Genomic DNA, 17,981 nt, shown 5'->3' with positions numbered 1-17,981 from the left:
TTTTCCAGCTTGGGAATTTGACCGATATTCGCCGCCTCATCAATGAGACAGCGCACATGCACAGGCAGACGTCCGCCGTAGACGTCATCTGCCTTGTCGCACAGCAGATTGAAGAGCTGCGTGTAGGCCATGGAAACCAGGAAGTTGAAGGTGTCGTCGGTGTCGCTGATGATGATAAACAGCGCCGTTTTCCGGTCACCCAGTGCATCCAGTTCCATTTCGTCGTAGGCCGTCAGGTCTCTGAGCTCTTTGATGTCAAAGGGTGCCAGACGGGCTCCGCAGCTGATGAGGATGGATTTGGCGGTCTTACCGGCAGCCAGCTTGTATTTCTTGTACTGCCGGACTGCAAAATGCTCCGAGTCTCGTTCCTCCAGAGCGGCGAACATCAGATCCACCGGGTTCTGGAAGTCCTCGTCGTCCTCCCGGACTTCTGAGGCATTGATGAGCTCGATGAGGGTCGTAAAATTCCGCTCGCTTTCCGGCGCTTCATAGTGGATGTAGCCCATGAGGGCGGTATAGAGCAGGGTCTCCGCTTTCACCCAAAAATCATCTCCGGCTTTGCCTTCACCCTTGGTGTTGGCGATGAGGGCAGTCACCAGCTTGAGGATGTCCTTTTCGCTCTTGATGTAGGCAAATGGATTGTAGTGCATGGATTTGCTGAAGTTGATGGTATTGAGGATCTTGATCTTGTAGCCTTCCCTCAGGAGAAGCTGTCCGCATTCCACCACGACGCTGCCCTTAGGATCTGTGACCACATAGCTGGAATGGCACTGCATTAGATTTGGCTTGAGCCAAAACCGTGTTTTACCAGATCCGGAACCACCCACCACCATGACGTTTTTGTTGCGTGCCAGCCTTGGGTCCTTGGGCCGATTGTTCATGGTCAGGCGCTCCGTCTCCGTGAGGATGACGTTGTTGCGAAAGGTGGGATCGATAAAGGGTTTGATGTCCTCAGGTCGGCCCCAGCGGGCTGAGCCGTATTCGATGTTTTTACGGTATTTCTTGGCGTTCCTGCCTTTTACATAGACTGCCAGCTTAATTCCACCAGCAATCACAATGCCCAGTATCAGGTCCTGCGGGAGCAGGCTCGGCCATGGGGACTGGAAAGATAAAGCAAAGCCGTCCATGAGATGCAGGACCTTTTGGGAGATATCCAGTCCAGGAGAATATCGCCAGGCCTCTCCAAGCTTCGTGGCAAGTAGAGCAATCAGAACATAGGGGAGGTTTAAAAGGAGCGTATGCTTGATTTTTCCTGTCATCGCATCAGCTCCTTGTCTTTGTTTTTCACCCGGTCCATGACCTTGGTCTGAACCAGAGCCTTGAATTTGGCAAGCTGCTCCAGGATGGAAGGCTGCTTGTCCTTCTTGAGGACCTTCGCCGTATATTCTGTGAAGGCTGCAGTGAGAGCGTCAGCATCCCGGGCCTTGAAGAAGACCAGATATTTAGGCTTCTCCCCGGAGATATCCTTCTTGAGGGCATAGTCTACGCCGTACTTTCTGGCGACTTGCTCAAAGGATTTGATGTTTTTATCTGTGATCTCAATATTTGAGACTCCGGCATTCTGACCGATGAGCTCTTTTACAGACTGCTTTCCGTGGGGGATCTGCGGCGGACTGTCCCGGCTCTTCTTCATTTCAGCCAAGAGCTTGATGAGTGCGGCCTTCAGAACACGACCGGTCATTCGGGTGGTACTGACAGCCAGGGCAACGGTCCTGTTTTCCACTTCTTCCTGCATGAAAAATGCCTCCTTTCGCGGTTAGGTGAATTCAATTTACAAAAATACGTATCTTGCACATGGAATAAGTAAACTCGTAAAGCTCTGTAAGATTTAGAGCTCCGGTTCCGTGGGCTTCTGTTTTGGTTTGGCCACATGCAACTCGTCCTTGGGCTTGATAGGGATGGCAACGATACGGCTGCCCATCTTCATGAAGATCTCCGGATCAGCAAATTTCTCGCGATACTTTTCGGCCAGCTCAGGCGATAGGGAATCAAAATCTTCTTCGCCAAGCCCGCAGACGATGAAGGTTCCGGCGATGATGTCGTAGTCCTCAAGTTTTCGGTTAAGAGGGAGGCCGATGAGCTTGCCTTCTTCATGACAGACAATGGCAACGGGGTCATCATAGGGATAGACGGCTTCGATGTAGCCGCCTACAACCTGCTGCAGGGAGTTCAGATCACCGGTGATGCTGGCCATACGCGGTACTTTTTCAGGTTCAACAATCAATACGTCCATAGATTTCTTCTCCTTTTCTGTTCCTAAAATTGCAGGAAACATTCCTTTTAAGCCATGTTTTGTGCATAATCCGGAATTATGCTATTTGGGGGTCTTCTGACCGTGGCTTTTAACGGTCAGGATGCCGCTTAATGTGGTTGCCGGGATGCGATAGCGCTCAGCAATGGCAATGTCGTTTTTCACGGCTTCGTCGATCCGAGAGCCACAGACGACGAGGACGTTGGAGCGTCTGAGGTAATCGAGTTCGATGTCCTGTCTGTCCTTATGCTCCTGGGGGATACCGTCATCTATGAAGGTTGAGAGCATCAGAATTGGACATATCGGACTGTAGCCAGCATCGAATACTTTCCTGCTGTATTTAGCAGCAATCTCAGTATTTTCAGTTGGATCAACGCCCCAGGAAGCCGTAATATAGGCGAGAGGTCTCTTCATTTTTTGAACTCCTTTCAGAAAAGATGAACTTTTGAATCAGTCTCTTTTGGCTGGATGAAACTTTGAAATTTGATTATCGTGCTAATTTAATTTGCGAAACTTGCATGAAAGTAAACCCCATCTTATTTTCCGGGCTTAATAAGGCTCCCTAGATCCTCGTAAAAGTGTGAACCTGCTCCGTAAAGATCATGTTTCACCAGCGCTGTGTAATAGCTGTCGATGGTGGATGGGGCATTGAATAACGTTGTCAGCAGATACTTCTTGATATTCCGGATGAAGGTGGTGTTTTTATCCAGGCATTCAAAGACATATTCGATGTGTGTGCTGTCGATGCGCTGCAACCGTTCCTTGACCAATGATGCAGGGTAGTCATCCCCGGCAACGGTGATGTAGTCTCGCTTGGAACAGAGGGTCTCCACCATCAGGTCTACGATTTCATCAAGACGATCTTTGTCATAACGCTGAACAATAAACTTGTATTCGATTTTCTCCTGGATGGACTCCTTGATGGAATGAGCATCCAATCGAATCTCATCCTTCTCGATCGTGGCTTCTCTTGATGGATCAGGGATTGATCGATGTTTACTTAATCCCTTAGTCATTAATGGATCTTTATTTGTTTTCTTAGTATTTAATTGCGTTGGATTTTCCAACGTAGGTTTCTCCAACACTGGAATATCCAAGATTGGATTTTCCAACATAGGTTTATCCAATGCAGCATTCTCCAATATAGTCTCCAGGTTTTCTGTAGAATTTGTCGCCAGATGAGGCTTTTCATAAATCGTGTAGTCCGTACCCTTGAGGTGACCAAACTCATTTCTCTCTCTGACTCGGACGATGTATCCAGCCCGTTCCAGTTCACGAACCGCTTCCCGAATGGCATCGATGCTCTCCCGGTTGATCATGGAAAGTCCCTTGAGGGTGTAATCCCAGTCTTCCGGGAGTGACAGCATCTGAGATAGTAGCCCTTTGGACTTCAGCGACAGATCCTTGTTTTTCAGATGATGATTCGCCATAACGGTGTAATCCCTCGTTTTCTCAACTCGAAATACAGCCATCTGCATCCCTCCCTTCGTCCGGTTGAATAAAAAAAGCGCTTCGCATTGAAGCACTTCGGAGAGGAATTACCTTTCCTGTGATTGCTGGCGCTTCCGCGACCAGCCTTCCAGCAGCTTGATGATGGTTTCCTCCATCTGCTGGGGTGTATAAGACTTCGGAAAATACTTCTTGAGTTTCTCGCCGGTGAGGGTAACCTTCTCCGGCTCGCCTTTTTTCTCTTCGGACATGATGGCGGTCATGACATCTAAGGTCAGTTTGCCGTCTTGACTGTACTTTTTCAATCGCTGGGCTTGAGACAGGGAAGGGGTAGATTGCTCCATGTCCATGGCTTCCATCAGCTGGACCTGTTCATGGGGTTTCAGGTAGGAAAGCTCAACAGCCGGATTGAAGGCTATCTTTTTAGCATCAACCATATCCAATAGCTCAGGTACGAGCTCTGTGAGGCGGATAAAGCGTTGGACTTGCTTATAGCTTTCGCCGGTTTGATCACCAATAATTTCAGTGGAACGTTTGCCTGAATAAGTAGGGACAACTTGTCCCACATTTTCTTTTGGCGGTCGACCAAGCTGCCTATCAAGAGCTTCCAACTTCAACTTGTAAGCGAAGGCGCGCTCACTGGGCAGTATGTTCTCACGTTGAATGTTGCTGTCAACCATGATAATGGTGGCAGCGTCATCGTCGAGATTCCGGACAATGCAAGGAAGAGTCTCCTTACCGGCCAGCTCACTGGCGCGCTTGCGCCGGTGGCCGGAGATCAACTCATATCCACCTTCTTCACGGGGACGGGCGATGACCGGTACCAGGACGCCGTGCTTGGTGATGCTCTCAGCGGTCTCCAGCATTGATTCATCATCTGTCACCTTGAAGGGGTGATTCTTGAATGGATGAAGCTGTGTAAGAGGAATGTCGATGATCTTTTCCTGTGAGGCTTCGATCCTTGTTTCTTCAGTCTGAAAGATCTCATCGTAAGAGGTCAGATTTAGATTTCTGCCGCTGGGTTTCAAGCTTCATCACCTCCTTCGTCAGATTTCTGTAGGCTTCTGCTACTTTACCCTTGGGATCATGGGCAAAGATGCTTTTCCCATAGGAAGCAGTTTCTGCCGCCCTCACGGAGTGGGGGATGGACGAGTCGAACACCTTCAGCTTGGTTCCATAGGTTTCCCGCAAAAGGGTACTTATTTCCCTGGCGTCATTCGTCCGGTTATCTACCATAGTCAGCAGGATGCCATCGATCTTCAATTTGGGATTGATTTGCTTGCGGACTTTGTTGACGGTTTGAAGCAGCTGCTCCAGACCTTTAGCGGACAAATACTGGGCTTGGACAGGAATCAGGACACTGTCTGCTGCAGCCAGAGTATTGACCGTCAGCATGCCAAGGGAAGGCATACAGTCAAGCAGGATGAAGTCGTAGCCAGATTTGATACCGTCAAGATAATCTTTTAGGATCTTTTCCCGGCTCATCACATTGACCAGCGAGACCTCAAGTCCAGACAATTCAATGTTAGCTGGCATCAGATCCACACCTTCAGGATGATGCAGGATGCCTTCCTGGGGAGAAAGCGCGGTTTCATTCATGGTCTTACCTAGAACAGAGGATAGTGTCACGGGCAGTTGATCCGGCTGAGAATGACCCAAGCTGATCGTCAGGCTGCCCTGGGGATCGCAATCCACAAGCAAAACCTTCTTGCCTTCGGTGGCCAATCCGATGCCCAGATTGGTGCAGGTGGTGGTCTTGCCGACTCCGCCCTTCTGATTGGCGATGGCTATTACATTGGTACTCAAATATTTTTACCTCCTTCTTTTCAAATTTTCCGAATTTACGTTTGACATAAAATCCATATCTCCCAGAAATATGTATGAATTATCTACATATTTTGATAAGATTTATGTGTAAACCAACTTATTATTTGTGTTTAGTTAAATACCTGATTTAGGCCTACTATTACGAGGTCTGATCAGTAAGTCCATTAAATAATGAGGATTTAACATTTTGGGAGGGATATTTATGAATTATTTTGTATTTAACATAACTGAAAGCTGTGAACGTGATACAACAATTAATGATAAGAAAATCTCAAACCTGGATAAGATAATTGATTCAATTCTTGGTCACAGCGGAAACGGGCTTCCAGGAGAAATTCAACACTTCAAAATATCTGACGATGATGAATCCAATAAAATAAAACTTCTTAGAGACAAATATTTAGACTTACATAAAGTGGACTCCTCATATGAAACATTTATAAGCGGTCTCGCAAATGACTTATTAAAAGCAGAGTTAGTTGAAGAGAAAGATGGTTCTAAAAGAAGGCACAAAAGAATCACTCCAGGGATTCTGATAATAAAACATGAAAAAGGAAAGCTAACTTTACTAAAACTTGAAGAGACAAGCAGCATTGATAAGCTCACATACGAACTGAAAAGTGCATTTATGACCGATAGACGATACTATAAGGCTGCCATAATTTTAAACAAAACGATTAATGTTATAGACAAAAATCGAAAAGTAGCAAATTACTGGGCATATGACTTCTTGCATTTGGAAAGAGAAAGGGATGACAAGGAAAATACAAAATATCTAGTTGCTAAAATTAAATCAGATGAGTTAGTGGCTAGGGAGATCACTGATAGCACTTTACGAAAAACAATATCCGATTTGATGCGTGAGAAAATCTTAACAGAATCACGTTTCGAGCCAGATGAATGGTTGGAGGAGATTAATAATTCGATCAAATCGGAAGATCTATCTTTCAAGAAAATTGAAGACATATTTTCTACGGAGGCTTTGGATTTTCTAGATGAATCTTTTGAAATTGACAAAAAATTCGCCCGACAACAATTCAAAACTGTAATAGAGATAAGTCCGGATTTAAAAATAGAAGCGATAAATATAGAAGTTGCAATCAGAGCTCAAAAGATATCATTTGATGATGGTTACATACAAATACAAGTGCCTGAAGAATACAGGGCAAATATTCGTCAGCTGTTTAAATAAATGAGGTGATAAATTGAAATGTTCATGGTCAACTTCCGAACTTAATTTACAGCTGGATGAGCAAGTGTCTGATGATCTTATTATGCATTTAAATGGATGCAATCCATTTTGCAATGGGGAAAATATAACAGCCTTAAGAACCCATATAGATAGAGGCGATGCTTTTTCGATATATCCATCAGCAAGTAATTTATTTATTTGTGATGAGCAATTCATTAAAAGTTGTACACATCCAGTTGCACTGTTCAAGTATTACGAGAAAAAAATCGGCAATGGGAAAATTCCTATTACCATAGGCAAGCGGGATGATATTCTTGATATTGAGCCTGTGACATACTCAGATGATTTAGGGCATACCTATCAAGAATTATTGGATACAGTGATTCTTGATGTTGGGTCTTTAAAAAAAACTGCAGTAACAACACCCCCAGATATTTTTTATTACCTGTCAAATCATAATGGTAATAGTAATCCCTTTTGCAGATTTCTTTCAGAATTTCTAAGTTTAATGGCGATTTCAGACAGAGTGATTGCATCAGACGAAAACCTAAATAAATTTGAGTTTCAAATATTCACAAAAGACAATGTAAAAAAATTTAGATTTACTTGGCAAGATGTCGAGTCTATGAATAATAATTTTTGGTATTCGTGCTACAAATGGATCACATCAGATGGGCAAAAATCCGTTGATGCAAAATTAAAGCGTAATATTGTAAGAGAAGCGATAGCCAAACACTATTCCGAGGATAGCGTTAAATCTTTTAACGAAGAAAGCAAATCAGAGTTAATTCAAATTTTCGATAATATTCTTAGGTTGATTGTTTCAGGGAGAACTACAGAATATTTCGAGACACAAAAGACTCTTAAGGCTGAGTATATTGATATTTACTCAAAAAACTTTGAGTCCTTCTCCAACGTTATAAATGCAATTTTGGCTTTGATAGTGGCTTTAGTTGCTGGCATGTATGGAGTCTTGTTTGCGCAGGGAGAAGTTTTTGATGTTTTCAGCCCCAATAAGTCAGTTGGAATACTTTTAATCCTAATGTTGGTAGCTGAAATCTTCGTTTTAATTTCTTCAATTGCCAAGTTCATCAGTCATAACTCTTATATAAAGAAGCTAAGAAATATTAATTCAGACAAGTTGATGATTTCGGACGAAGACCAGGAATACCTAAAAAATAATAGAACAGGTTTAGTGACATTCGTTTACATTACATTGACCGTCATAATTGCTCTAACAATAGGGGGAATATGTTGGTTTATGCGTTCGTGATTTTTTAGTTATCATCATAAAGTGCCTTATGAATACACCATTTAGTGAGATAAACTGACCCGATTCAAAACGCCTGTCAGGAATGAGGTCAGAAAGCAGCTGTAAAAAATGCTGGGCCTCTGCTCCATGACAATATGGCAGTCGATTTCTTCAGGCATCTGGCTCCCCATGATTTCGTACATCATCCCGAGAAACACAGCAAATTGCTCATCACCCGTGATGGAATGCATGTAGAACAGGGTATCGACGAATTCGCCGAGGCTATCCAGATCATCAAAGGATTCAGATACCGCCTCGGCAAAAGCTTCACCTTGCTGCTCAGCCAATTGGTAGACTTGATTGTAACGTTGATTAAAGGTTTCTTTCATGGCGACCTCCTTAAATTTTGGCAAAATAAAACCGCCACGTTTTGTGACGGCCTTTTCTTGGTTTGCTATTCAATTCCTTGTTTCCTAGTCGATTTTAGATTTCAAGCCCTGAAAGTAGGGACTCAACATAAATTCCAGGAGAGATGGCTTTGGGATCAGATACCTGTTTCCCATATTGAAACATTGCATCAGATCCTTGGTACACCATTTAGCAACCGAATTTCGATGATAGCCAGTGATCTCGGATGCTTCGATGACGGAAAGAACGTCGGGGTAATAGGCCATCCTATGAGAATAGACCGTTGCCAACTTAGCTCTTTCTTCTTCCGTTAACACTTTTAGTTCCCGATTGTATCCCTTGTACGTAGGTCCTCGTTTATACCATCCAATTGGAGCCATATAGCTCTCAGGAGATATATCCCGGCCTTCAAGATACTCGATTACGTCGGTCATCTTGAGTTTGTACTTTCTGGTTTTCTTTCCGTTGTTGACACAGGGGACCAAGCCATTATCCAGAAGATGCTTTGCAGTCTTTTTACTGATGTTGCAGATCCGGTAGAATTGGTCCTTGGTAATAACAGCCGGATATTCCTTGAGCAGATAATCGTATTTACTGTTTATTTTCTTCATTGAATCACCTTTTCCTTAATTGGATTGTCAACGGCAGGTGATGCTGAAGCTCTATATTAAACAGTTAGAAAAGCCCTTTGTTCTCTCCTAAATCTCTCTTGTTCTCTCCAAATTCTCTCCTTTTTCCAAAAAAAGCGCCAAAATCGGGGTTCATTCGAACTATTGATTTGTCAAGGCCTTTCGGTATTCGGGTCCAGAAAACGCTGAAATTAGTGGGTTTGTAGATACTTCCATGTGCTTTTATCTTCTTCTAATTTCCACCATAGTGTGCATAAGACAAACGACTCGAAATGCAAATCCAAGATCACCATCACCGATGGTAAGAAACTGGTCAATCCCAAAAGCATCCTCTCCCTCATGTCTGCGGGAATTCAGCGGGGCACCGATGTGGAAGTCATCTGCGAAGGGGACAGTGAAGAAGAGGATCTTCGGACCATCATCGCCGCCATCGAGAGCGGGCTGGGCGAACTGTAGTAAGTCTTCAACGCATGAAACCTAGTTTTCGAAAAATCTAAAACGGCGTAAAATGAGAGCGAAGACCCAACGAAAGAAAAATATGGAGGATGAAAAATGATGAAAGATGAAAATTGTGCTTATTGCATGCGGGGCGACCTGCTGGATAAGTTTGGAATTTATGTGTGCGATCTCCAGGTGAGCAGCCTGATTCTGTTCAAGGAACAGAGCAAGTTAGGCCGCTTTGTGGTGGCTTACAAGGACCATGTGGGTGAAATCGTGGAGCTCAGCGACGAGGACCGCAATGCCTTCATGGCGGACGTGGTGAAGGTCTCCCGCGCCATCCACAAGGCCTTCCAGCCGGACAAGGTGAACTATGGGGCCTACGGCGACACGGGACATCATCTCCACATGCACCTGGTCCCTAAGTACAAGGATGGGGATGAATGGGGCGGCGTCTTCCAGATGAACCCCGGAAAGGTCCTCCTCACGGAGGAAGGCTACAACGAACTCATCGAGAAGATCAAGGCCAACCTGTAGGAACTTTTACTCACGTCTTTCGGGGGAAAAGGGTAACGGGCAATTATGCCGAATAACGAGGATCCCGGGGACAGGAAACTGCGCTTTGCGTGATAAAGGAGAGTCATGGGAAAAGTTTTTGGATATCCGGAATTTGACCGTCAGGGCGAAAAGATCCTGACCACCTACGACAACGATTATCGGGACATGCTCATGGACATCCGTGTCCAGAAGATGAAAAAGGGAGAACAAAGAATCTTCCAAAAGCCCCTGGAGGAAATGGCGATTCTTCTCCTTGGCGGAAAGATCCGCCTCCAGTGGGAAGGTGACGAGGCCTTCGTGAGCCGCAAGGATGTCTTCACCGAAGGGCTCTGGTGTCTCCATGTGGCCAAGGGAAAGGACGTCACCGTCGCCGCCGAAGAAGACACACAGATCCTTGTCCAGGCCACCCCTAATGATAGGGATTTTGCCAGCCGGCTTTACAGCCCGGAGGATGCTCCCTGGGTCTATGTCTGCCAGGACAAGTGGAAAAACACCGCAGCCCGGAGGGTGAGCACCGTCTTTGACTATACCACGGCCCCCTATTCCAATATGGTCCTGGGGGAAGTCATCAACGATCCGGGCAACTGGTCTGGGTATATTCCCCACGACCATCCCCAGCCGGAGACCTACTACTTTATGTTCGACCGGCCGGAAGGCTTTGGGGCTAGCTTTGTGGGCGATGATGTGTTTAAGATCACCCATGGAAGCTTCAGCGCCATCCCCGGTGGAAAGACCCATCCCCAGGCCTGCGCGCCGGGATTCCAGATGTACACCTGCTGGATGATCCGTCACCTGGAGGGAAATCCCTGGGTGGATCGGGTGGATGATCCCCGGTATACCTGGTTGCTGCGTTCTGACTTGTAAATAACACCAAACGAATATTGAGGGATCTTCTCCTCCCCCTGGAGGGGCGGGAGATAGCGTATCCCCACAGGATAGAATGTTAAAAAATTAACATTCTATCCTTGGATATTTTCCTCGAAAATGAAGAAGGATCGACATGGGTTCCGCAAGTTCCTGGAACGTCCAGGAAGGGGCCAGGGGATCTAAAAAAGGAGAAAAGTGGATGAAAACCATGAAATCAATCGACCTCACCGGTAAAAAAGCCATCGTCACCGGCGGAGCCCAGGGACTGTCCTACGCCATGGCGGAAGGACTTCTGGAAGCTGGAGCCCAGGTGTGCATCCTGGATATCCATCCCCGGACCCCGGAGGTGGCCCAGGGATTTGTAAACCAAGGCTACCCCTGCCACAGCGTCCTCGCCAATCTCGGGGAGGAGGAGAGTCTGCTTCTGGGCTTTGCAGAAGCTGTGGAGAAACTGGGCGGGCACCTGGACATCCTGGTCAATGGGGCCGGCGTGCAAAGACGCCATCCGGCGGAGGAGTTTCCCTTTGAAGACTGGGACTTTGTCCTGAACATCAACCTCAATGCCGTATTCAAGCTTTGCCAGCTGGCTGGAAAGCAGTACCTGAAGCAAGGAAGCGGCGGAAAAATCATCAACATCGCCTCCATGCTGTCTTTTTTCGGCGGTTTCACCGTTCCTGCCTATGCCGCTTCCAAGGGCGGCGTCATGCAGCTGACCAAAGCCCTCTGCAATGAGTGGGCGTCGAAGGGAATCCAGGTCAATGCCCTGGCCCCGGGGTACATGGACACGGAGATGAACAGCGCACTCACCGTGGAATCCAATCCCCGGTTTAGGGAGATCACCAACCGGATCCCCGCCCGCCGCTGGGGAACCCCGGAGGATATGAAGGGGCCCTGCGTGTTTTTGGCGTCGTCCCTGTCGGATTACTTGAATGGAGCCATTATCCCCGTGGACGGCGGATACCTGGTTTGCTAGGAGGTTGAAATGATTAAAGGCAATATCACGAAAGAACGCATGGAAGCCTGGCGGTTTGTTTCCCCGGAAAGTACGGGACTCCACCTGGTGATTTCCCCGGAAAACGCCGACTGTGAAGCCATTTGGATTTACCGGCTCAACCTGAAAAAGGGCGAGGAGTACACCCTGGAAACAGGGGATAAGGAAATGAACGGCCTCTGTATCCGGGGCAGCGCCCACATCATAGCAGATGCCTTTGAAGAAGAATGCCAACGATGGGACTCCTTCTACCTGATGGGCAACATGGCCCTTCATCTGGAAGCCCGGGAGGACTGTGTCTTCTATGTGGGGGCTGCCGTGGATGAAGGCTATGGCAAGCCGTTTTTCCGAAAATATGACGCCTCTCTCCCCTTTGGGGACATCCACCAGATCCACGGCCAGGGGGTGGGGCAGCGGGAAGTGTTCATGACCCTCAACCCGGAGGTGGAAGCCTCTCGGCTCATCTGCGGGATCACCACCGGCGGCAATGGCGCCTGGACCAGCTGGCCTCCCCATGAGCATGAGTGGGACCTGGAGGAGGTCTACTGCTACTTTGATATGGATGCCCCCCATTTCGGCCTTCACCTGAGCTATACAAGGCCCGGAGACATTGAGTCTATGGTGGCCCATCCGGTGACCTCCGGAGTCATGGTGTTGGCTCCCCGGGGCTATCATCCCACGGTGGCGGCACCGGGGACGAAGAATACCTATTTCTGGGTGCTGGCAGCCCACCGCCATGAAAGCCGCCGCTACGACCTGGCGGTGCTGGATCCCACCCGGCAAGACCAAAATTAAGGAGGAGATGAACCATGAAGAAGAAGTCCATTTATCTTCCTCAGTTCACCATTGGAGAGGAAGCTTTTGCGGCTTTCCCCGAGGAAATGCATCGGTTTGGCCGCACGGTGGCTGTAGTTCATGGCGAAAAAGCCTGGGCTGCAGCGGGGGATTCGGTTCGCGAAGCCCTGGAAAGGGGTGGAATGGAACTGGTATCCACCCTCTGCTATGGAAAGGAAGCCACCGTGGAAAATGCGGAGAACATCGCCGCATTCCTGAAGGAAGTTTCCTTTGACCTGATCCTGGCCGTGGGGGGAGGAAAGTGCATCGATACGGTGAAGTATGCCGCGGATCTTCTGGAAAAGCCCGTCTTCACCGTCCCCACCATCGCCTCCAATTGCGCCGCCGTGACGAAAATCAGCATCCTTTACCATGAGGACGGTTCCTTCCGGGAAGTGGTGAAGCTGAAGTTTCCGCCGGTCCACTGCTTTATCTCCACCCCGCTGGCTATTTCCGCACCCCTCAAGTACTTCTGGGCGGGGATGGGCGATGCCATGGCGAAGCATGTGGAGTCCAGCTGGTCTGCCAAAGCCGGGGAACCCCTGGACTACGGCACGGAGCTGGGCATCGTCAGTAGCCGCATGTGTTTTACGCCCATGATCCGGGAAGGGGAGGAAGCCTACCAGGATGCCCGGGAAGGGAAGCTCACGGCGGCTTTAGAGAACACCATCCTCAATATTGTGGTCTCCCCCGGGGTGACTTCTTTAGCCGTTCATCCTAACTACAACGGCGGTATTGCCCATGCGCTCTTTTATGGGCTGACCCAGCGGGAGGTCATCGAGAAACATCACCTCCATGGTGAGGTGGTTTCCTATGGGACCTTGGTGAATCTCCTGGTGGATCAGGATCTGGAAAAGCTGAAAGCGGCCTATGCCTTTAATAAAGCGGTGAAGCTGCCCGTATGCCTGGCGGATCTGGACCTGGACCCCCAAGACCCTCTGGAGGACGTGTTGGAAGCCACCATGGCCAATCCGGAGCTCAGTCATATCCCCTATCCCGTGAGCAAGTCCACACTCTATGAGGCCATGATGGAGCTGGAAAACTATCGGGGATAAGGTGAAGGCGAATGATTTAGATCGGAGAGTGTAGGTCTAGCATAATTTTGGTTATATTATTATCAAGTCATGGTATTCTATTGGTTAACTCATTGAGTTATTTTTGAGAAAATGCTATAATGAAACCGAAATCGGTGGTACTCTCCTGGGAGTTAGGCGTACACCCATGGAGTTTGGAGCCTAGGAGAGCCACCGAACACAGAATGAAGAACAAGGGGATGCTGAAATGAAATTTGATGGGTTTGATTCTTCTCGTCCGCTGGATCTGGTACTCCTCGGCCGAGCCGCCATTGATCTTAATCCTTTGGATTACTACAAGACCCTGGCGGAAAGCACCACATACCGGAAATACCTGGGGGGTTCCCCGGCCAACATCGCCGTGGGGCTTTCCCGGCTCCAGAAGAAGGTGGGGTTCATCGGGAAAATCTCCGATGACCGCTTCGGCGACTTTGTGGAGGACACCTTCCGCCAGGAAGGGGTGGAGATCTCCCACCTGACTCGGTGCAAAAACGGGGAGAAGCTGGGGCTGACCTTTACGGAAATTCTCAGCGAACACGAAAGCAGCATCCTCATGTACCGCCATGCCATTGCGGATCTCCAGCTGGAGGCGGAGGATATCGATGAAGCCTATATCAAGAGCGCCAAGGCCCTCCTCATCTCCGGCACATCCCTGGCAGCCAGCCCTTCCCGGGAAGCGGCGCTGAAAGCGGTGATGCTGGCGAAAAAGACCCAGACGCCCATCATCTTCGACATCGACTACCGGGCCTACAACTGGAAGAACCCCGATGAGATTGCCGTCTACTACTCCCTGGTGGCTCAGGAAAGCACGGTGATCATCGGTTCCCGGGAAGAATATGACCTGACCCAAAGGCTTCTGGCTCCAGGGCTGGATGATCGGGAAACCGCCCGGTTCTGGTGTGCGAAAAAAGCAGCCATCGTGGTGATCAAACATGGCAAGCAGGGCTCCACGGCCTATACCTGCCAAGGGGATAGCTTCAGCATCAAACCCTTCCCCGTGAAGGCCCTGAAGTCCTTTGGCGGCGGCGATGGCTATGCTTCCGCCTTCCTTTATGGCCTCTTCGAGAACTGGCCCCTCCGGGACTGTCTGGAACTGGGATCTGCTTCGGCTTCCATGCTGGTGAAGAGTCATGGATGCTCCGCCGACATGCCCAGTCTGGAGACCATCCGGACCTTCATTGCCGAGAGTAAGGCCGAGTACGGCGAGGATGTCTGTTTCTAAGAAGAAATAACTCCAGGGTTCTTCCTCCAAAAGGAGCTGAACCCTGGAGAGAGGGAAGGAAAAGGAAATGAAAAAAGGATATCCGAGGGATATCCTTTTCTACCTTATACGCGAATGACGGTCTTTTCCTCGGATTCCAGATAGTCAGCATAGTGGGGATCCAGGGTGGTGTCGGTGATGAGCACATCCACCCGGGAGAGGGGCATATAGGTCTGGAGGGAGGTGACATCGGCCTTGGCTCCATTGGCCAGGAGGAACACTTGACGGCTTTTCCGGACAGCCACGCTCTTAATCTCATATTCCTCGATGGAGGAGTTGGATACACCGCTGGAGAGGGAAAACCCCGTACAGGCCATGAAGGCTTTGTGGATATTGAAGCGCTCCAGTTCATCGGCCCCGCTCTTTCCGGTGAAGGAGAGGGTCTCCTTGTTCAGTACGCCGGAGAGGACGATGACCTGAACTTTCTCAAAGAGCACAGCGCGGTTGATGAGTTCCAGATTGTTGGTGATGATGGTGAGGCGCATGTCGGGGAGTTCGTCCAGCAAGTGAGATGTGGTGGTGCCGGAGTCCACGAAAATGATGTCCCCCTCTTCAATGAAGGTGGCGGCCTTGTGGGCTATGCGTTTTTTCTCCTCCGAGGCTTTCTGGTTGCGCTCCATGAAGGGAATGAGGCCTTTCTTTTCTTCATAGGCAATGCCCCCATAGATCTTCTTCATCTCGCCCTCTTCCAGGATCTCTCGGACATCGCGGCGGATGGTATTTTTGGACACTTCAAAGACCTGGCAGAGCTCATCCAGGGATACCTGTTTCTTTTGCCGAATATAGGCTTTGATTTCTTCTACGCGTTTCGATTTCAAGGGAATCACTCCATTCGATGCATTCATCCCTCTCATTGTACTCACTTTGATCCAAATTTTCAAGGGAATCACCAATAGTTGCTCAGGTTCTGGGGCATCCTTTGGTAGGAATCCGAAGAAATATGGTGTAACTTTCAAGGGAAAGATGATTGTCAGGGGATGACCCCTCTGATATAATAAAAATATGATCATAAAATAATCAAAAAATACCCATAAATTAGGAGGAACTAGAATGTCTGATCTTCAAAAGCTCAATCTATTCATCGATGGCGAGTTCATCCCTTCCCAAAGCGGAAAATACACCGATGCCTATAACCCCAGCACAGGCGAAGTCATCGCCCAGGTTCCCTGCTGCACCAAGGAGGAGGTCCATCAGGCCGTGGCCGCGGCGAAAAAAGCCTATCCCGGATGGTCCAAGACCCCCATTCTGAAGCGTGTCCAGGTACTCTACAAAATGAGAGACCTCATCGAACAGCATATGGATGAACTCACGTATCTGGTGGCCCTGGAAAATGGAAAAGCCTGGGAGGAAGCGAAGGGGGATGTCCTGAAGGCCAAGGAAGGAACAGAGCAGGCCATTGCAGCACCTTCTCTCAACATGGGAGAAAGCCTCATGAATGCCTCTTTGGGCTATGACACCGTGTCCATCCGGGAATCCCTGGGTGTCTTTGCGGGCATCGTTCCCTTCAACTTCCCCGCCATGATCCCCATGGGATGGATGGCACCCATCTGCATCGCCACGGGAAACACCATGGTGATCAAGGCCGCTTCCTTTGTTCCCCAGTCCGCTCTCCGTTTCGCCGCCTTGTGGAAAGAAGCGGGTCTACCCGATGGGGTGCTGAACATCGTCACCTGCTCCCGGGAGGAGGCGGAGATTCTTCTGAAGCACCCGGATGTGGTGGGTGTGAGCTTTGTGGGATCCACCGCCGTGGGACGTCACATCTACTCCGTGGCCGCTGCAGAAGGCAAGCGGGTTCAGGCCCTTTGTGAAGCCAAGAACCATGCTTTAGTCCTCAATGATGCTCATGTGGACCGGACCGCCGCGGGAATCCTGAACTCCGCCTTTGGCTGCGCCGGAGAACGCTGCATGGCGCTGCCGGTGGTGGTGGTGCAGGAAGAAGTGGCCGATAAACTGGTCCAGGCCCTGGTGGAGCAGGCGAAGACCTTGAAGATCGGACCGGCCTATGACCATGAAACAAAGCTGGGTCCGGTGATCAATGCCAAGCATCGGGATTCCATTCATGCCTGGATCGAAAAGGGCATCGAAGAGGGGGCAGAGCTCCTTTTGGACGGACGAAATCCAGAAGTGCCGGGTTATGAGAAGGGCTTCTATGTGGGACCCACCATTTTCGACCACGTGAAACCGGGCATGACCATCGGGGACCGGGAAATCTTTGGGCCGGTGCTCTGCATCAAGCGGGTGAAGACCTTTGAGGAAGGGCTGGAGCTCATGAACAGCAATCCCTTCGCCAATGGCTCCGTCATCTACACCCAGAGCGGGTACTATGCCCGGGAGTTCTCTTTAAGAACCCATGGCGGCATGGTGGGCATCAATGTGGGCATCCCGGTACCCGTTGGCATGTTCCCCTTCGCCGGCCATAAGAATTCCTTCTTCGGGGATCTTCACTGCCTTGGGAAAGATGGCTACAAGTTCTATACGGAGACCAAGGTCATTACCACCCACTGGTTTGACGAGGAAGAAGGAAAGTCCACGAAAGTCAGCACCTGGGATGGAACTATCTGATCCGTATCCTCGTGCATAGATGAATAAAGGTGGCTAGGACTGCAATGTTCCTGGCCACCTTTTATTGGATTTCCACGTGCGTTTATGGGGTTCTGTTGAGGAATTCATGGCTGTACCCTGGGGAGAGGAATGGAGGGAGGAATATGCAATCTGATGCCTTTTTGGCTGCTGCAGGGGTTAAGTTTAAGTGGCTTCGGACTAGGCTTTTCGAATCTTTTGTTATATATTTCACCATGGGTGAACAGTCCGCATGGTATAATCCCGACTTTGACAGTTTCTTTAAGACATCTGCGACGAAACCCCTGATATCCCAAAGAAAATCAGGGGTTTTCTTATTATTTCTCTTGTTGTATACGGTTGTATATGGTATAATAAGGTATGTTTGTAAA

21 protein-coding genes are annotated in these 17,981 nt (G+C 48.8%); 10 read left to right on the top strand and 11 right to left on the bottom strand.

Annotated elements, in window-relative coordinates; genetic code table 11:
- The 7 genes from KCG48_RS13755 to KCG48_RS13725 all read right to left on the bottom strand — a co-directional run.
- Window positions 1–1,259 (bottom strand): VirD4-like conjugal transfer protein, CD1115 family (locus tag KCG48_RS13755; protein ID WP_211802757.1); only part of this gene is annotated, 1,259 nt, incomplete at its 3' end.
- Window positions 1,256–1,735, bottom strand: a complete 480-nt coding sequence (locus KCG48_RS13750; RefSeq protein WP_211802756.1) for a PcfB family protein — start codon at window positions 1,733–1,735, stop codon at window positions 1,256–1,258. The genes KCG48_RS13750 and KCG48_RS13755, both read right to left, overlap by 4 nt.
- A gap of 93 nt (window positions 1,736–1,828) precedes the next feature.
- Complete coding sequence (locus tag KCG48_RS13745; RefSeq protein ID WP_211802755.1) at window positions 1,829–2,233, bottom strand: DUF3846 domain-containing protein; 405 nt, start codon at window positions 2,231–2,233, stop codon at window positions 1,829–1,831.
- An 81-nt stretch (window positions 2,234–2,314) separates the two neighbouring features.
- Window positions 2,315–2,665 (bottom strand): DUF7768 domain-containing protein, encoded by a 351-nt coding sequence (locus tag KCG48_RS13740; protein ID WP_211802754.1) that lies wholly within the window; start codon window positions 2,663–2,665, stop codon window positions 2,315–2,317.
- A gap of 122 nt (window positions 2,666–2,787) precedes the next feature.
- Complete coding sequence (locus KCG48_RS13735; protein ID WP_211802753.1) at window positions 2,788–3,723, bottom strand: DUF6017 domain-containing protein; 936 nt, start codon at window positions 3,721–3,723, stop codon at window positions 2,788–2,790.
- Between the two features lie 66 nt (window positions 3,724–3,789).
- Complete coding sequence (locus tag KCG48_RS13730; protein ID WP_211802752.1) at window positions 3,790–4,728, bottom strand: ParB/RepB/Spo0J family partition protein; 939 nt, start codon at window positions 4,726–4,728, stop codon at window positions 3,790–3,792.
- Window positions 4,685–5,506 (bottom strand): ParA family protein, encoded by an 822-nt coding sequence (locus tag KCG48_RS13725; protein ID WP_211802751.1) that lies wholly within the window; start codon window positions 5,504–5,506, stop codon window positions 4,685–4,687. Before KCG48_RS13725 ends, KCG48_RS13730 begins: the two co-directional genes overlap by 44 nt.
- 223 nt (window positions 5,507–5,729) lie before the next feature.
- On the opposite strand from KCG48_RS13725, the gene KCG48_RS13720 reads away from it, so the two are divergent.
- Entirely contained in the window at window positions 5,730–6,719 is a 990-nt protein-coding gene (locus KCG48_RS13720) for a nucleoid-associated protein (protein ID WP_084234506.1), read from the top strand.
- Window positions 6,720–6,732: 13 nt separating this feature from the next.
- Window positions 6,733–7,992 carry a hypothetical protein gene (locus tag KCG48_RS13715; RefSeq protein ID WP_143806909.1) on the top strand — a complete coding sequence of 420 codons (1,260 nt, stop codon included), beginning with the start codon at window positions 6,733–6,735 and terminating at the stop codon, window positions 7,990–7,992.
- A 41-nt stretch (window positions 7,993–8,033) separates the two neighbouring features.
- Here the strand turns inward: KCG48_RS13715 and KCG48_RS13710 are convergent, their stop codons facing one another.
- Window positions 8,034–8,360 (bottom strand): hypothetical protein, encoded by a 327-nt coding sequence (locus tag KCG48_RS13710; RefSeq protein ID WP_211802750.1) that lies wholly within the window; start codon window positions 8,358–8,360, stop codon window positions 8,034–8,036.
- Between the two features lie 84 nt (window positions 8,361–8,444).
- The gene (locus tag KCG48_RS13705; RefSeq protein WP_084234509.1) at window positions 8,445–8,990 is read right to left on the bottom strand and encodes a helix-turn-helix domain-containing protein; all 546 of its coding nucleotides are present in this window, start codon (window positions 8,988–8,990) and stop codon (window positions 8,445–8,447) included.
- A gap of 267 nt (window positions 8,991–9,257) precedes the next feature.
- On the opposite strand from KCG48_RS13705, the gene KCG48_RS14830 reads away from it, so the two are divergent.
- The 7 genes from KCG48_RS14830 to iolC all read left to right on the top strand — a co-directional run bounded on the left by KCG48_RS14830 (window position 9,258) and on the right by iolC (window position 14,991).
- On the top strand, window positions 9,258–9,464 hold the full coding sequence (locus KCG48_RS14830) for an HPr family phosphocarrier protein (RefSeq protein ID WP_331000405.1): 207 nt from the start codon (window positions 9,258–9,260) through the stop codon (window positions 9,462–9,464).
- Between the two features lie 96 nt (window positions 9,465–9,560).
- Window positions 9,561–9,983, top strand: coding sequence for an HIT family protein (locus KCG48_RS13695; RefSeq protein ID WP_408004741.1), 423 nt, complete (start codon window positions 9,561–9,563; stop codon window positions 9,981–9,983).
- Between the two features lie 105 nt (window positions 9,984–10,088).
- Window positions 10,089–10,868, top strand: coding sequence for a 5-deoxy-glucuronate isomerase (locus KCG48_RS13690; RefSeq protein WP_211802748.1), 780 nt, complete (start codon window positions 10,089–10,091; stop codon window positions 10,866–10,868).
- A gap of 211 nt (window positions 10,869–11,079) precedes the next feature.
- On the top strand, window positions 11,080–11,844 hold the full coding sequence (locus KCG48_RS13685; protein WP_211802758.1) for an SDR family oxidoreductase: 765 nt from the start codon (window positions 11,080–11,082) through the stop codon (window positions 11,842–11,844).
- Window positions 11,845–11,853: 9 nt separating this feature from the next.
- Window positions 11,854–12,657 carry a 5-deoxy-glucuronate isomerase gene (locus tag KCG48_RS13680; RefSeq protein WP_211802747.1) on the top strand — a complete coding sequence of 268 codons (804 nt, stop codon included), beginning with the start codon at window positions 11,854–11,856 and terminating at the stop codon, window positions 12,655–12,657.
- Window positions 12,658–12,671: 14 nt separating this feature from the next.
- Window positions 12,672–13,751, top strand: coding sequence for an iron-containing alcohol dehydrogenase family protein (locus KCG48_RS13675; protein WP_211802746.1), 1,080 nt, complete (start codon window positions 12,672–12,674; stop codon window positions 13,749–13,751).
- 226 nt (window positions 13,752–13,977) lie between these two features.
- Entirely contained in the window at window positions 13,978–14,991 is a 1,014-nt protein-coding gene (gene iolC, locus KCG48_RS13670; protein WP_211802745.1) for a 5-dehydro-2-deoxygluconokinase, read from the top strand.
- Between the two features lie 104 nt (window positions 14,992–15,095).
- On the opposite strand, the gene KCG48_RS13665 is transcribed toward iolC, so the two are convergent.
- On the bottom strand, window positions 15,096–15,848 hold the full coding sequence (locus tag KCG48_RS13665; protein WP_211802744.1) for a DeoR/GlpR family DNA-binding transcription regulator: 753 nt from the start codon (window positions 15,846–15,848) through the stop codon (window positions 15,096–15,098).
- 232 nt (window positions 15,849–16,080) lie between these two features.
- On the opposite strand from KCG48_RS13665, the gene KCG48_RS13660 reads away from it, so the two are divergent.
- Window positions 16,081–17,592: a CoA-acylating methylmalonate-semialdehyde dehydrogenase gene (locus tag KCG48_RS13660; RefSeq protein ID WP_211802743.1), complete on the top strand. Its 1,512-nt coding sequence runs from the start codon at window positions 16,081–16,083 to the stop codon at window positions 17,590–17,592.
- Window positions 17,593–17,674: 82 nt separating this feature from the next.
- On the opposite strand, the gene KCG48_RS13655 is transcribed toward KCG48_RS13660, so the two are convergent.
- A partial coding sequence (locus KCG48_RS13655; protein ID WP_211802742.1) for a hypothetical protein occupies window positions 17,675–17,981 on the bottom strand: 307 nt, incomplete at its 5' end.

It is taken from the genome of Proteiniclasticum sediminis (assembly GCF_018128025.1).
GTDB classification, from domain to species: domain Bacteria; phylum Bacillota; class Clostridia; order Clostridiales; family Clostridiaceae; genus Proteiniclasticum; species Proteiniclasticum sediminis.
Note: the sequence above shows the minus strand (reverse complement) of the source record. Positions and strands in the feature narration are given on the sequence as shown.